The 16,384-nt window shown below is 42.7% G+C and carries 7 protein-coding genes; all 7 read right to left on the minus strand.

Annotation, left to right across the window (positions count from 1 at the left end):
• Positions 1-145 precede the first annotated feature (145 nt).
• Entirely contained in the window at positions 146-487 is a 342-nt protein-coding gene (locus CDO33_RS21265) for a P-II family nitrogen regulator (protein WP_103082934.1), read from the minus strand.
• An 18-nt stretch (positions 488-505) separates the two neighbouring features.
• Positions 506-1,900 carry an ammonium transporter gene (locus tag CDO33_RS10405; protein ID WP_103082933.1) on the minus strand — a complete coding sequence of 465 codons (1,395 nt, stop codon included), beginning with the start codon at positions 1,898-1,900 and terminating at the stop codon, positions 506-508.
• A gap of 310 nt (positions 1,901-2,210) precedes the next feature.
• Positions 2,211-6,065, minus strand: a complete 3,855-nt coding sequence (locus CDO33_RS10410) for a TIM-barrel domain-containing protein (protein WP_103082932.1) — start codon at positions 6,063-6,065, stop codon at positions 2,211-2,213.
• 334 nt (positions 6,066-6,399) lie between these two features.
• Complete coding sequence (locus CDO33_RS10415) at positions 6,400-9,675, minus strand: TIM-barrel domain-containing protein (RefSeq protein WP_161496600.1); 3,276 nt, start codon at positions 9,673-9,675, stop codon at positions 6,400-6,402.
• A gap of 407 nt (positions 9,676-10,082) precedes the next feature.
• Positions 10,083-10,934, minus strand: coding sequence for an ABC transporter ATP-binding protein (locus CDO33_RS10420; RefSeq protein ID WP_103082930.1), 852 nt, complete (start codon positions 10,932-10,934; stop codon positions 10,083-10,085).
• The gene (locus tag CDO33_RS10425) at positions 10,931-12,715 is read right to left on the minus strand and encodes an ABC transporter ATP-binding protein (protein ID WP_103082929.1); all 1,785 of its coding nucleotides are present in this window, start codon (positions 12,713-12,715) and stop codon (positions 10,931-10,933) included. The genes CDO33_RS10420 and CDO33_RS10425 overlap by 4 nt, the downstream gene beginning before the upstream one ends.
• A gap of 924 nt (positions 12,716-13,639) precedes the next feature.
• On the minus strand, positions 13,640-16,381 hold the full coding sequence (locus tag CDO33_RS10435) for a glycoside hydrolase family 31 protein (protein WP_103082927.1): 2,742 nt from the start codon (positions 16,379-16,381) through the stop codon (positions 13,640-13,642).
• Positions 16,382-16,384: the final 3 nt, after the last annotated feature.

The raw sequence follows: 16,384 nt of genomic DNA on the forward strand, positions 1-16,384 counted from the left end.
TAAAATAAAGTATTATAATTGCTTTTCGATATCTAATTTCATATTTGAATCAATCAAAAAAATTACTGACAGGAAAACCCTCTGCAAGCAAAAGAGCTGCAGGGGGTATAAAATTTTTCTATTAATTTGTCCTGATGAGAAGTAATTATAATGCATCATTGCCCTTTTCTCCAGTTCTGATCCTTACGGCTTCCACGACATCGTAAATGAAAATCTTGCCGTCGCCGATATCTCCTGTCCGGGCACTCTTGATTATAATATTCGTGATGGTTTCCACATCCTCATCCTTGACCACCAGATCGATCATAACTTTGGGAAGCAGGTCCACCTGGTATTTTTCACCGCGCCATGCCTGGGTAATTCCCTTTTGAGCGCCTTGCCCCATGATATCAGTTATCATGACTCCACGATAGCAACCCGTCTTTTCCAGTGCTTCTCTGACATCCGGCAGTTTTTCCGGTCGAACAATTGCTTTAATCTGTTTCATGGCTCCAACCTCCCTTTATCAAATTTTGACCTGTTCCGGACTCTTGGATGCTTTGATGCTCTCCGAAGCGCCGGCTCCGACGGAAACAGTATTTATATCTTTTACAATAAGGGCATAAGGTATCTTGTGGGAGACAAATTCAGGATACGCCTGATTGCCATGTTCCCCGAGGTCCAATCCTTCTATCTCCTCCTTAAGACTTACTCTGATGCCGATAGTGTGCTTAATTGCCAGCCAAAGTACTGTGGATGCTGCAAAGGTAAATGCTCCTGCACATATGACACCAATTAACTGTGCTCCCAAAAGTCCCAGGCCACCGCCAAAGAACAGTCCATTGGGAGTGCTTATTCCACCTATACCATCCTGGGCAAACAAACCTACGCCTATTGTACCCAAAACACCGTTTACAAGATGGACAGCCAGGGCACCTACCGGATCATCCAGCCTCAGACGGTCAAACATAATAACTGCAAATACTACTGCAACACCTGCCACAGCACCGATAATCAAGGAACTGGTTACACTTACGAATGCACAGGAAGGAGTGATGGCTACCAATCCAGCCAACAACCCGTTTATTGACATTCCCAAATCCGGTTTGCCGATCACAATCCATGAAGTGGCTGTAGCTGTGAGTATTGCTACAACACCGGCAGTATTGGTGGTCATAAGAATGTGCGTTATGGATTCAGGAGTTGCCGCCATCGTGGAACCGGGATTGAATCCAAACCAACCAAGCCACAGGACAAATGCACCAATTGTAGCTAAAGACATGTTATGACCCGGTATAGGATGAATCTTGCCGTCCTTTGTATACTTACCAACTCTTGGACCCAGGATCATCACACCGGAAAGCGCAGCCCAGCCGCCTACCGAATGTACCACCGTGCCTCCGGCGAAATCCAGCATGCCCAATTCTGAAAGGAAGCCTCCCCCCCAGATCCAATGTCCTACTATGGGGTATACCAGCAAAGTTAAGAAGAAAGAAAATACTATAAAGGAAATATACTTGATGCGTTCTGCCACAGCTCCTGAAACAATGGTAGCAGCGGTTCCGCAGAACACCAATTGGAAAAAGAACTTGGCCCAGAAAGGAATTCCTGCCCACGATATGGCAGAATATACGCCCTGGTAGGCATCTCCGGTAGCCGGTGAATTATCTGCACCACCGGCCATAAACAAGCCTTTCAGTCCTATTAGGCCATTTCCGTCTCCAAACATCAGTCCCCACCCCAGAATCAGAAAACCCAGGGAAGATACTGCAAATACAATAAAGTTTTTAGACAGGATGTTCACGCAGTTCTTTGCGCGAGCAAACCCGCTTTCCACCATGGCAAAGCCAAGGTTCATGAAGAACACCAGCATAGCTGCTAAAACAACCCATAAGGTGTCCAGTATAACTTGAGTTTCCATATTTCATCCCCCTCTTTTATTCAAAAATTTAATATTAAATAAAAAAGGTGTTTAAATCGCAAACGATCTAAACACCTTTGTTTATTTCTAAGATGTATTCCCTTATTTAATTTTATATGAGTTTACCACGGATTCTGTATCTAGTCAATAGGTTTTTTCTAAAATACGGTTAAAATTTTGCCGCATCATCTTCCATATTTTTACACAAAAAAGTGAGTTTACTCAAATTTTTCCGTGCAGCTTGGCACCACCATCCTTGTATTGACGATTTTACTTTTCATCTCTTGGCTTTTATCTTTATGGTTATGGACTATTTCTTAATCAATCTCACGCCATCAAGGTGCAAAGTAGTCCCTCCCGGCGAATTCACATAAAAACCAATATCAATATATCCCGTTGTAACAGAAATGTTGTCAATCACATAGTGTCTCCATTCTGTCGACTGGGGTATATCAAAGTATATGGTGTTTCCTCCATATTCCATGACTTCGGCCCGTGCTGTATATGGTGCTGTGTTGAACTGTCTTGCCCAAAACTCCAGTTTGTACACTCCGTTTTCAATATTGGCAGTTTGGTGAATACTCTGACTATAGGCAGAACCGTGATAGAAGTAAGCCCGCTGTTCCCCTTCCCGGGCAGCTTCGGGCGGGTTCGTACCGATGCCGCTGTCAACACCATAAGCCAGAGCCTGGCCTGCAGGATGCCACTCAGTCCATTTGGAGCTATCCCAGGTAGGTCTTTCAAATCCACCATTATCAAGGATGTTTCTTTCTACATGTGCGGTGGGTGCAGCCAAATTTACCTGTAAGCTGTCCAGATTGACATAGCCGCTGTTTCCGCTATCGAAACGGAAAGAAATGGTATTCTGGCCTTTCTGAAGATTGAAGGTGTTTGCCCAGTCGGACCATACATTCCAGTCATATCCGCTGCTGGCTAAGTTGGCAGTGGTCTGATAGACACCATTTACATAAACGTTAAGCGTTTTTGCAACACCATTTGCATTGCAATATCTAAGCATGGTATCATAGCTTCCGGACTGGGGCACATCAACCTTGAATGCAACTTCAGCTCCAACGCTTTCCATACCGGCCACAAAACCGGAACCACTGTAAAACCAGTGATCTGTTTTCCTGGCTGCCGTACCGTATAAGGCCGCAGACTCGGCTTCAAATACAGCAGTTTCAGGATAGAAAGGAACGCTTATGTTGTCAATATTCAAAAATCCGGTATCACCCATACTTGCTTCATACTTGATCGTGATGCTGTTGCGTCCCGCAACTAACGGCAGCATCTGGGTAGAAGTACCCCAAGTATCCCAATTGCCAGTAGGTGCAAAGGAAACCTGACGTATGAACGTTCCATTCACATAAACACTCATGGTCCTGTTCTCCGAGCTTCCGTTAGCGTAGCGGATATCAACCGGGAACTCTCCTCCCACTTTCACTTTGGCGTCGAAAGTGACAGCTGCTCCGTCGTTTTCAAATCTGTCGGCGAAGCCCAATCCGGTATACCCGGTGTGATTAGTGTTGTAACCGGCTTTGGTTGCAACCGTCTTTCCCCATAATGAAGCTTCCTCTGCTTCATAGGTCATTCTATCAGCCGATTGTGCAACCGAACCATTGATAGTAACGTTTTTCTGCGCACCTGCTGCTATTTTTACATATGTTACATCTCCATAAATATCTTTTCCTACAGCGTACCCCTCTCCAACTCCGGACCTTAAAGCATAGATATTCGGGTAGGACGGTACGGAGCTGACACCATTGATTGATACTGTTTGCGCAGCTTTGCCATGAATCTTCAGGTAGTAATATTTAATTGGAGATGCGTAAGAACCTGACTTGGCGCTAACAGATACATTTATGCCACTACCGCCGAGATCCTGAGCCGTAAATACCTGCTTAAAGTACTGGCCGTTTTCATAGTTGTAGGTCTGGCCATCATCATCATAAAAGTTGAAAGTGCTGGCCGCCATGTCGGGGAAAATATCCACAAAAATATCGGTAACAGCTTTTTCATCAGCATAATTCAGCACTTCCTGGCTGGGTATTATAGCGCCTTTCTTTATGAACAGCGGTATATCCGTCCAGCTTTCTCCGTTGACAGCATACGGTATGTATTGCCCACCATTGTAGACAATGCCGGTAAAGTAATCTATCCATTCACCTGCCGGCAGGTAAATCCACTTGGTAGTCTGATAGCGCTCCGTTACAGGTGCTACCAAGAGCCAATCTCCAAACATCCATGCGTCGGAATAATTGGCGACATTGGGATCATTCGGGTAGTCATACAGCAGCGGCTTTACCAGTCCCACACCTTTTTCATAAGCCTTGTATTCATATGAATACACATAAGGCAGTAGCGCATAACGGAGCCGTATTGCCGCTTTAGAGCTTTCCTCCGCAGTGAAGCCGTAATACCATGGCTGTCTCTGGTGCTGGAAAGTTCCATGTACGCGGAAAACAGGGGTAAACGCTGCTAACTGCAACCAGCGTGTATATAATTCGGGGCTGGGGTTCTCAGTGGTGCCGGTATTCTGATTGAATCCGCCTCCGTCGGATCCCCATTTCATCTGTCCGTTGTTGATGGTAGAAAGCATAGTGGCTTTCTGTTCGTTTAATCCCGCAGTCCACCAAATGTGCTCATTCATATGGAACTGGGTACCCACATCTCCGGACCAGATGGTGGTGGCATAGCGCTGTGTGCCGGGATAGTAATTCCGGGCAGTTTGCCATACACGGGTCTGTCCGTTGGTATAACTGCGCTGACCTTCATATATGGCCTGGGACAAGTGAAGGGTTGTAAAGTTCCCAAACCAGAAGTTTGCCCAACCGGATGCCACGGTGTCGGTCTCATCATTCCACCAGCCTGCTATGCCCTTATTGAAAGCGTCAATGGAATGCTGCCAAAACCAGTCTCGAGCCGCTGGCTTATAAGGATCAATACTTCTAACGGTAACCGGATAGAAATAATCAGTATATTCCGCATGTCCAGGATAGAAATAGTCTCCTGCCTGGGCATCAAGACCTTGTTTTGTCCATGCACCATTCTGCAGCTTGGTTACGATACGGGGTTTTGTAATCCCTATCAGGCGAATGCCTTTGCTCAGCATGGTATCCTTCAGCAGATTGCTGGATGCATCCGGGAAATTTGCCGTATTCCATGCAAATTCACCATAATTATCTTCACCATATCTCTTCCAGTCATAGTCTATACCATAGCTGTCTATCGGAATGTCCTTGGCACGGTAAGTGTCAACTATATTGTACAGCTCTGTTTGATTGATTCCCCATTCATAATTTGAGAATCCCATGGACCATTTCGGCATCATCGGAGCCTGACCGGTTATACGGGAGTAATTTTCCATGATATTTTCGGGATCGCCGAACATAATGTAGTATTCTACATTTTCCTTATAGTAACGACGGCCTTCTTCGATCATGTCTCCATAATAAAATTCCATCTTGTTTGTGCTGCTTTCCAACACCGGATAACCGCCGTCGGAATCAATCAGAAGACCATATCCGGCAGTAGACCACATGAAAGGTCCACCGGAATTACCCTGCTGACCTGCCTTGGCAGGGGCAGTCGTGTTGTTCCGGAGCAGCTCTCCGTTTTCGTCAAAGCAGGCATATCCATGCAATCCATACATGTTCTGTCCGGCAGGACGCTGGAAACGGACACCGTCGTGAAAAACACCAGCATTGTCAGGCTCCCAGAAAAGTACAGTGCCATCGGGTTTCTTAACGGTCATGCGGCAGGGATTGCGCTTGATTTCAATTCTCATATCACTTGTGCTTATGGTAATGGGATCTGAATTTACATCAATAGATGCGCCAACACTTCCCCATACCCGTGTAGGATCGATGATGGGAGTAGATGGGCTGGAAGCAATGCCATTGGGCCGGTAATTAACTCTAAGTATGTCGCTCTCGCATACTTGAAGCTCGAGTATGTCATCTCCGGGCTCCATGCCATTGTCAACAATGATTGTTACATTATCGCCATTGGCTGTTGCGGAAATCACATTGCCAAGGGTATCGGCATAAGCATTTGCGGTGATGGGAGACTGTAGTATTGTTACAGAACATATAATTGAAAATATAATTAACAAAGAGATAAAACGTGCATTGATGGAGCTTTTATTTTTATCATATATACTCATAACTCACACTCCTTCTTAGGTAATCATAAAGTAACAGAGTTTCTCGGGTGGATATCTATTAAATAAATATCCGCTAATAAATATCCACCCTTTTTTGTAAGCCATATATAGCACAACAAAGGAATTGCAACTCAGTATAGGGAGAAAGTAATTGCCGGACGGTAAATTTCGCTGACTCAGCAAGTAATACATCCTGGAGAAGGTGAACTTACGCTGGCTACCTTAGGAATCCCCTTAAAATTCATCTCTCCGACGCCATTGAAGTTTACCTTGGAATCAATTTAGCTTTCTCTTTTATGCAAACTCTCTGTCGCTGTCTGCATAGTTTTGTGAACTAATTTTTGCGTACGGTGATGTTGTCCAGATTAATCCCCGCTTTATTGCCGGAATCATAAGATAACCGTATGGTGTTTTTGCCTTTGTTCAATGTAATGGACTTGGTTACAGTCCCCCAGGTATCCCAGTCTGCAGTCTTGGGCAAATCAACTGTGGAGTGTATTTCACCGTTTACATACAGGTTGCGCGTTGCATTTTCCGTACCGGCAGAGTAGCGTATGTCAAGCGTATAAACCATATTGGCCGGTGCATGAATTTCAAACTCAACCGATTTTCCCGCCTGGGCGAAATTATCAACAAATCCTGTTCCCTCATAACCGGCATGATTGGTATTGACATCAACACCATTCAAAGTGGCATACTCTGCTTCATAAGGAACTTCATGCACATTTTCCAGGATAATAGCTGAACTTGTGGAAGCAGGAACTTTAATATATGTCAGATGCTGCTGGGCGTCATAGTACCATCCACTGGATGCAGCTTTGAAAGCCGCCAGGTCATTAAAGCTTGAAATTGCCGTATTGCCAAACTTAACAGCACCAGGCTTTCCGGAGAAAACCTGCAGTGTGCATGTCCTGTTCATCACTGGTGCATTGATGGTAATCTGGGATGCTGCATAGTTTTCATTTACCGATAAGGACCTCTGGACTTTATCAACATAGTCATACCAGTCATAGTTGGTCTGGCCGGAAGGATAAATGCGGAAAGTAAGGTTCTTGTAGGATGTGGTATCATTTCCGACAGATCCGCCAAAATCATAATCCGAATTCAGATTCATCGGAAGAACACTTCCGGCTCTTACAAACACCGGAATAGTATCCAGACCGGCATAATAGGTGATGAAGCTTTCACCAGGACGCTTTGCACCCCAGAAAAGATCAATCCACTCACCCTCGGGCAGATAAATCAGCTTGCTGGTTTGACCTTCATTTTCAATGGGCGCAACGAGCAGGTTTCCACCCAGCATATACTGGAACTCCATAGTTTCTGCCACAGCATCATCAGGGAATTCATAGGCCATGGACCTCATCATGGGTACTCCGGTTGCATTTGTGTATTTTGCTTCGTTGTACAAATAAGGGATCAAGCTCATACGCATATTGGCAAATTTCCGGTAAATATTGATGCAATCGATGTCCCCTGTACGTTCATACATGTTCCAGGGAGTCCTTGCAACGCTGGGGTACGGGTCTCCTCCTGACTCAGAATGCAGCTGCATAATCGGAGAGAAGGCCGCCTGAGCAACACTGCGTTTGTAAAGCTCCGTGCTTGGTATGTCTCCGTTGAATCCCGCCAAATCCCAGGTTACAAAAGGCACACCTGACATTGATGCCGTTATGCACGCCCTCATGGCATCTCTGTAGGCACTGAAGCTGGAACGCTGGTCACCTGACCATGAGATAGGATGCTGACCTGCCAAAGCACCTCCTGCACGGCTGAAAATTACGCTGTCAGCGTTATATGTTTTGGCAAAGTCATAGTATGCATTAATGTATAGATCCGGATAAAGGTTGCGCAACTCGTCTCCTTTGATTCCTCCAAAGGAGGTTATGTTCCGTCCCCATACAAATTCTCCCCCGTCACACTTAAAGCCATCGATGCCCATTTCCTCAAGCAGGTATCGTCTCTTGTTAAGATACCATTGAGCAGCAGCAGGGTTTGTAAAATCAGGCAACACGCTATTGCCATACCATCCGGGTGCCATGCGATAGGCTCCTCCTTTGCCGTCACCCAATACATATCCCTGCTGCAGGGCATAAGCCTCATCGGTAGCCAACTGCGGAATAGGATTGCTTGAGCTTTTAATAACAGGCAGCTGCCACAAAAGAACTTTAATATTATTTGCATGGGCATAGTCTATAAAACCCTTTGGATTTGGCCAACGACCACCAAAAGTGAAATCCGACATGGTAGGAATCCAATTGGCATCCCGGGGAGTATATTGGGCATCACCCCATATATAGAAGGTTTCCTCGTCAGCCCATGCCTCAACAACCATAGCGGAAGTGGGAATATCATACTGCAGAGTTTTAGCAATCTGCTCTTCTACTTCGGATTGCTTGTTCCATTCATTTGCAGATATCCAGGGTCCAAAAGCCCAGACTGGCGGAATTTCCGGCTTTCCAACCACATCCGTGTATTTGACGGATATTTCTTTTGGTGTGCCGCTAAAGAAATACATATCCAGGTTTGTGTTGGTGTATCCGCCGGCATTCACCCGTATGGTAGCCTTATCACTTGCATCGGTCGCCAGCCGGAACTGTGAATAGTAAGTGGAGTTTAGGAATATCCCGTAATTCTTGTTTGATATATAGAAGGGAACCGGAAGATAAGTCTTGTTATCCTGATCAAGATACCAGTTCACAGTGTATATATCAACATTCTTTCCTCGCTGATTAATCGCGTTATATCTCATACCGAAGCCTGAAAAAGTCTCATCGGCCGGAGTATATAAATTCTCCTCGATCTTTGAGACATAATTGGTTCCATTGGTAAGGAAAGCCAGGCTTCTGCCCTGTGAACGATCATATTCTGTAGTAAGAAGATTGTTGTTTGCATCGTAAACCTCAAGTTTGTACGGTGTCTTGAATACCTTCAATTTGATGTCCGGTCCGTTAATCAGTACGTATGCAGGATTGGAGCTGTCAACAGTGTAATTTGCAAGCCCTCCCGAGAAAGTGCCGTTACCTAACGGTTCAAATTGCATACGGAAATAGCCGGAACCGGGAAAAGAAAAACTAATCTTTGGATTTAAAGTTCCGGATTCTGATGAGCACGTGAATTCAACACGATTGTTGTAATTGGTAAACGAAATGACATCTTTAACAGAGTCCCATCCGGTAACAACAAAGGAGTAAGTATCCGTGGATTTTCTGTTTTGACCATAGTGATCGGCATGGACTGTATATTCCACTACGTCACCTTTTGCAAAGCTTCCAAGGTTGGCTTCCCAGTATGAGTCATAGCCATCGTTGTATTTCCATTGAGCATTCACAACAGGCTGTTCAACCCCGTTTTTTTTCCAGGTTACCCATACTGCCTGCCCTAACTCAATAGGCCAAGTCTTGGACTTTATGTATACATTTTCCCCTGCAATAGGGTCACGGGGGTAACGCTCGCAAGGCTCTGTTCCAACTTCCTTACCTCCGTAAAGATCATCCCAGCCTGTCGGATTATGCCATATGCCGTCGAGAGCGTAAACGTTTAAGTTAATGCTAAAAATAAGCACAAGTATAAATATCTGTGTGATAATGTGCTTTAGACGTCTGTTCATCTCCATACCTCCTGTTTTGGGGGTTATTTTCCCTACTAATATCATATTGTGCATTCCCTTCGCTGCCTTGCTCTTGAGCTTTTTTAGATTCCAGTGTTTTTGATTAGGTCATGGAAATCACCCTCCTTTTTTTAGTAAGGATTTTCATTTCCATAGATGTGTGCATGAGGGGTAAAACTAAAAATGATGTAAAATTATGAAATTATTGTAATTTAATGCTACCATAATATACAAATGGTGTCAATAGTTAGTTAATTGTTTAAGTGAATCTTTATAAGTAATTGCTGGAAGATTGAATTCATCAGTATCCTGGATGCTTCGGAAATTTTGGCCTTCTTTTTTGGGAAATGAGCCAAATAAGGATTTCTTTTTACTACGGACTGCGCGCTTATAACTTTGTGATAGGTTCATAGAAGATCAATAAGCAAAAACCTCGCAGCGAAACAAGCTTTTTTCTTGATCTGCTGCAAGGTTTTAGAAAAAGCTGCTTTCTTTGACCTCTGCATATACGGTGCATTCCACTGCTTTAAATGATAAAGGAACTCATTAACTCTGGTTTCAATCAAATGGCCAGCCTTATACAATCGTACATCCTTGGCGATGCGTTCTTCTTTAAAAATATCAAGAAAATAAGCAAGCTTACGATTCACAGCCGCCAGCCTTTTACGGAAATTAGCGTCCCTCTTTTGCGCTGCTGCCGTTGCAACAATGCTTAATATTGAGGAAACCAAAATTACGAGAACAATCCAAAAGGATAGCTGTGAGATGATTGTCAGCGTTCCTAAAAGGGTAACAATACCGGCGCAAAAGGAAGCAATGTTATTTGCGAGTCCCGCTATGCCGCCGGAGTACCAGCTAATACCGATTTTAGCCTGTTCAAGTTTATTGTGAAAATTCGATGTTTCAATAACCTCATATTTCAATCTTGCAGTTTTTCTCCCGATCTCTTCCTCAAGATGCAGCTGCACGTCATTATGGACCAAATCCATGTGGCGCGATATGGCATTGCTGCATATGCCTATAACAAGGTTTAGCAAAACCAATAAACCTGCTGTGGTAAAAAATAGCCGTGCATCCAGCGCAGTCAAAAAGTAAATCAAGCTTCTGCTTAGCATTATTGTAAGCAGCGGACCGGCTCCTGTTAACAGAATTTTCAGCATAAAAGATATGAAATAGCTTTTATGCTTTGAAAAAATAAGCCTTGCAAAATAGCTCAGTGTTGTAATGGCTTCTTTTCTGAACAGCCTGGCATTCCTCATAGCTCTCCCTCCTTATAGTATTGGGATTGCACCCGGAATAATGATGCATATTTGCCGTTTTGCTTTATCAAATCATCATGGCTGCCTTGCTCTACGATTTTCCCGTTCTCTAACATGATAATCCGGTCGCAAAAGCGCGTCGATGCAAGACGGTGTGATATGTAAAACACCGTTTTGTTTTGTGTTAATTCATTAAACATTTTATAAATTCGTTCTTCTGCCAAAGCGTCATAGGATGCGGTTGGCTCGTCTAAAATCATAATTGGCGCATCTTTATAAAGAGCCCGGGCGAGGGATAGCTTTTGAAGCTCACCGCCGGAAAACTCCACTCCATCGTCATCAATGATTTTTAACATAGGCTGCAAAACGCCCTTGGGCAGCTTTGCTACAGTTTCAGAAAGACCTACTTGCTCCAGGCAATGCTTTACCCTATCAATATCCGTGTACCGCAGTGGCTTAAGGGAAACGTTCTCTGCCAATGTAAATGAAAATAAATTGGATTCTTGAAATACCACCGAAAATTGATCATATAGCTCTAGCCTGCTCACATCTGCAAGATTTACGTCATTGAAATAAACATCTCCCATGCTCGGTTCATACAGCTTTGTCAGCAATTTGATCAATGTAGTTTTTCCGGCTCCGTTTAATCCTACAATAGCAATTTTCTCATTCTTTTTAAATGAGACTGATATGTTATAGAGTGCGTCAACTGTTTGATTGTGATATCTGAAACTGACATTTTTCAAAGTGATTTCATTAATCGCTTCTGGCAATGGCGCATATTGAGCTTTTTCATCCCTCACATCCAAATCCATGAAAGCACGAAAATCTTTCACGTATTCATTCTGCTGCACTATAAAAACAGTATCATTAATGGTTTGGCTGGCTGCTGAGTAAAAAGCATAGACTGCAGCCACATACATGGTGTATTGGCCAATTGTGATAATCCTTTTGAAAACAAGGGTAGAAAAAACTATATAAATAACCATCTGCTGCATGGCTGATAATACAGAAAAAACATTGTTTTTCAAGCAGTTTCGGTCATTGGTTTTTTGGAACCCCTTGCGTTTCTCATTTCCTAATAGAGACAGCTTACCAAATATCATTTTTTGCATGTTAAAAATAAAGATATCTTTGTAATATGCGGTGTCACTGAGGATTCCTATGATATAATTCCACTTGCGTTGGGTGGTAACTAACTCATCCTGTACCTTCTTTTCATACTTACCGGCTTTTGATGAAATAAAATATGTAAATGCCAACAATACAATGCAGAATAATGTAACCAATATATTCACACTCAAAATAGACATGCCAAGCACTAAAACTGTTAAAAGATTGGCGCCGTAGTTCGCGAGCCTATGCAGTATCCCCTCAATACCGGATGCATTATTTTCAGTAGCGCGGTCACCACGTTTTGATAAATCAAGAACATCAGGGTTTTCAAAATGCATGTATTTCATAGTTATAAACTTTTGGCCTGATTCTACAATCAGCTTAAACCGCAGTGTCATAGAGCGGACATAAATGCTGGATTTTAGCAAATAGGTCAAAGACGAGGCAGCGATGGTTCCGACTGCAAACAACAGAACATAGTTCAAAACTACGTTATAATCCTTGCCATCTATCAATCCGTCAATGATGTACCGGGGTAATATTACTGGCAGAGTAATATTAAGCAGCATAGCAAAATTATTTATTACGAGAAAGAACAATAATAGCTTATCATGCTTCTTTACAGACCTGAAAATATATGCCAGATTATTCCATAAACCCTCCACAAATTACCTCCTGTTATCCTATCTTTTGCCAGTCAACTCAATATTATATCTTTTATGAGGTTTAATTAAAAGCATTAAAAGTAGAAATTGGAATATTATACTTTTCAATCTAAAACTATAAGTAAGGTATTGGGAATAATCTCTCACCCTTTGCAGGTTATGTCAATGTAGTGAAGGTACTGCACAGAAAGGAAGGAATTCAACGTTGCATACTGACGTGGGAAACAGTTTCTCTGAGATTATCATGAATAAGCCATGGAGTAGATCGAATATTTTTTACATAGTTTAGGAATGAACTCAGCCAATATGGATGTATTGATTATTGTATGTTTTGAATCCTTTCTGAACAACATCATCCATTTCAATTGGCTGAATTCAAACCGATCTTATATAGGCATAAGCAGGCTATTGTCGAAGGATTAAGCAGATCCTTGGGTTAATACATACTTGCTTACTGTCATTGAAGGAAAAATAGTTTACATAATGATATTTACACCCTCAAAATAAAGCACCGTGATTTTCTATGAACTAGTAAATCACGATGCTTTATGAGTATCAAATTAAAGGAACATATGAGTATTTTTTTTGCTGCCCGGCGACCCCATAAGCTCATCAGGTGATCCATTCTTATCCAGGTTTGTCGCTTTTTTGCGTGTTTTCAATGCTTTTAAAAATCACATACACTTTTTATCCTTTCATTATGAACTTATGTTGAAGTATGCACTTATGTTGAAGCCAGCAGCTTCACTTTGGTTCATATATTTTTACATGCTTTACATACTTTTGCATGATTTTACACGTTTTTATATGTTTTTATATTTTTCATATATTTTATATACTTTTATTTTATAAGTAATATCAATTAAAATCCGTTATGCAATGCAACTACATTTACTTTTTTCGCTTTATTTCAGACAACTTACTTTACCCAAGCTTTACTGCATACCCCGGAACTGCTCTCCCGAACACCTTTGCAGTAATGGGCTGTGTTACTGCCTTGCCTCCGTTGACAATAACGTCCTGCACTTTATAATTGTCCCCGGCAAAGATTAGTGTGACCTTATCCGCATCTATTTCGGGACTGCATTCAATATCTATTTTACTTCCTACAGCCCTTACCTTTATGGTGCTCTCTGAGCCTACAGTTTTTATGCTGCATTCACCTTCTCCGTATACCAAAAAGCATAGATTTGCATATTCGTCGGTGTTGTTTCCCACAAATCCTGTTTTGTCTGTTTCGCCCATTATATAATGCTCATTCAGGTTAACCGGGATCAGACTGCCGCCTTTAACGAAAACAGGTATCCTATCAAGCGCGCAGGGGTACATTATCGCCTTTCCACCGTCAATTCTTTCCCCTGTCCAAAAATCGTACCATTCTCCCTCAGGCAGGTAGATACTCCTTTCGGTTTGCCCTTCCTTTATAACCGGAGCTACCAGCAGTGCGCGCCCCAGCATATACTCGTCATCGATGTTTATTACATTTTCATCCTCCGGATAATCATATATCAAATGGGCCATCATAGGCCTTGACACATTGACACAGTTTGAAGCTTCTTCAATCAAATAAGGAATGAGATTCATCCTTATGTTGGCATATTTCCGGTACTGCTCTAAAATTCTGTTGTCTTTATTTACCCTGGCCATATTCCATGGGCTTCTGTCATTGATCCAATGCTCACGTTCCGTGAGGAAGAATTGTCCGGATCTCGGCTCCGAGTGGAACTGCATGATAGGACAAAAAGCAGCAAACTCTACCGATCTTATGTACAGCTCCGTTGTAGGGAATTCTCCTGCAAATCCTCCGATATCGAAACTCCAGAATAAAATTCCGGACAAACCTGCTGAAATACCTGCCGTAAGCTGACCTCTCAGTTCCGAATACGTTGATAGCTGGTCGCCTGCCCAATGTATAGGATATTTTTGTGCGCCTGTAAATCCTGCGCGGCTGAAAGTCACACCGTTGCCCTCACCAAGATGCTTCTTCAGAAAATCATTGTAAGCTCCCACATACAAATTCGGATATAAATTGTGCATCTCTTCTACGTCTTTTCCGTTATAAAACCTGGCACTGCTGTCGTATATAAATTCTCCCCCGTCAGTTTTAAAGCCTGCCACATTGAGTTGAGTCAAAAGGTACTCCCTCTTTTTAAACCACCATTCTACTGCTTCCGGGTTTGTAAAGTCCAAAACCAATGAATTATTGAACCAGTTGTCGGTTATCCTGTACGGGGTCCCGTCATCATTCATGATGCAGTATTTATTTTTTATTACGTAGGACTCATCATTAAAAAGCTGATTGTCTTTATTGCCTTCGATATATTTTATTACAGGAATCTGCCAGAGAATAAGCTTGATATTGTTTTCTTCCAGCATGCCGGTAAAAGCTTTCAGATCAGGCCACTTGCATTGCTGTTCAAAGGTAAAATCTTCAAATTTAAAGCTTTTTCCTCCATCTCCCAATTCATATTTTGCATCATTGAAAATATAGAAGGTTTCTTCGTCGCTCCAGGCCTCCAAAACCATAACCGTGGCAGGTATTGAATGGAAGTTCAGTTGTTCTATCTGTTCCTGGGCTTCTGATTGAGTATTCCATCCGTTGGCTGAAATCCATGGTCCAAAAGTCCATCTTGGAGGTAGTGCAGGAGCACCTGTCAGCTTATGGAATTCTTTAATTACAAAGCTTGGCTTGCCTAGGAAAATATAATCTTCAAAAAGCAATCCACTTTTTCTGCACAGGCTCTCAATTCTTACATCCACTAAATCCGTTGATTCCACCGGGTTCAGGAAGAAATCGCTGCGGTAGGACGTATCCCGATAGAATCCATATCCCTTTTCAGTGAAGAAAAAAGGCATGGGTATATACGTCTTATCCTGCTGGTTTGTAAATTTCTCAACAACAAACGCTTTAGGAGCCAGACCTTTTTGATTGATCCTGTCAAACTTCTCTCCAAAGCCATAGAAACCTTTGCCCTGCATTCTGAAGGTCTGGCCTACTTTGTATACATTGCCCGCAGCATCCACATCCAGAGCAAGGGCCATATTTTTTTCAGAAATCTCTATTATTTCTTCCCCGTCTTTTGAGATACAGATTCCAAACGGATTTTCAGAAACCTTTACACTGTATCCTTCATCGTTTTTGTATTCATACCCGTTGGTCTTTTTCAAGGCATTAATAGCAGCAGGTTTTTGACCGCTATGGCTGCTTAGCCGGAGGAGATTGTTTTGGATTGCCGCCTCGATACTATAATAATTTTCACCATATTTGTACACCGCCCATATGCTGTTTTCGGATTCGCCTGCAAGTTCAGGCTTTGTCAGCTCAATCCGGGTGAGAACATCAAAGCTGTATTCCTTGGTGGAAATTTCAGCATCGGATGCTTTGGCGATTATTTTATAGGTTACATGCACAGGCTGGTCAAAGGGACCCAGATTAAAAGAAAAATAAGCTCTGTCATCATTTTCCCTTGAAAACCTGGTGCCTTTTATCCTTTCCTGTTCCATACCGTCCAAAGTCCACTGGATAAACACATCGGCATTCTCCGGAAGGTGCTCGATTCTGCAGTTAATCTCGACTTTTTCGTTTTTCAGAGGATAATGAGGTGTGCGCTGGTATCCGCAGTCATAATAAGGCGATAATCCGCAAGGTAGGTGCTTAATAAGCATGTT

The sequence above is a fragment of the Clostridium thermosuccinogenes genome (assembly GCF_002896855.1).
Taxonomy (GTDB): Bacteria; Bacillota; Clostridia; order Acetivibrionales; family DSM-5807; genus Pseudoclostridium; species Pseudoclostridium thermosuccinogenes.

Coding starts and splice junctions, on each gene's coding strand:
- CDO33_RS21265 (WP_103082934.1), bottom strand. CDS start 487: ATGAAACAGATTAAAGCAATTGTTCGACCGGAAAAACTGCCGGATGTC.
- CDO33_RS10405 (WP_103082933.1), bottom strand. CDS start 1,900: ATGGAAACTCAAGTTATACTGGACACCTTATGGGTTGTTTTAGCAGCT.
- CDO33_RS10410 (WP_103082932.1), bottom strand. CDS start 6,065: ATGAGTATATATGATAAAAATAAAAGCTCCATCAATGCACGTTTTATC.
- CDO33_RS10415 (WP_161496600.1), bottom strand. CDS start 9,675: ATGAACAGACGTCTAAAGCACATTATCACACAGATATTTATACTTGTG.
- CDO33_RS10420 (WP_103082930.1), bottom strand. CDS start 10,934: ATGAGGAATGCCAGGCTGTTCAGAAAAGAAGCCATTACAACACTGAGC.
- CDO33_RS10435 (WP_103082927.1), bottom strand. CDS start 16,381: ATGCTTATTAAGCACCTACCTTGCGGATTATCGCCTTATTATGACTGC.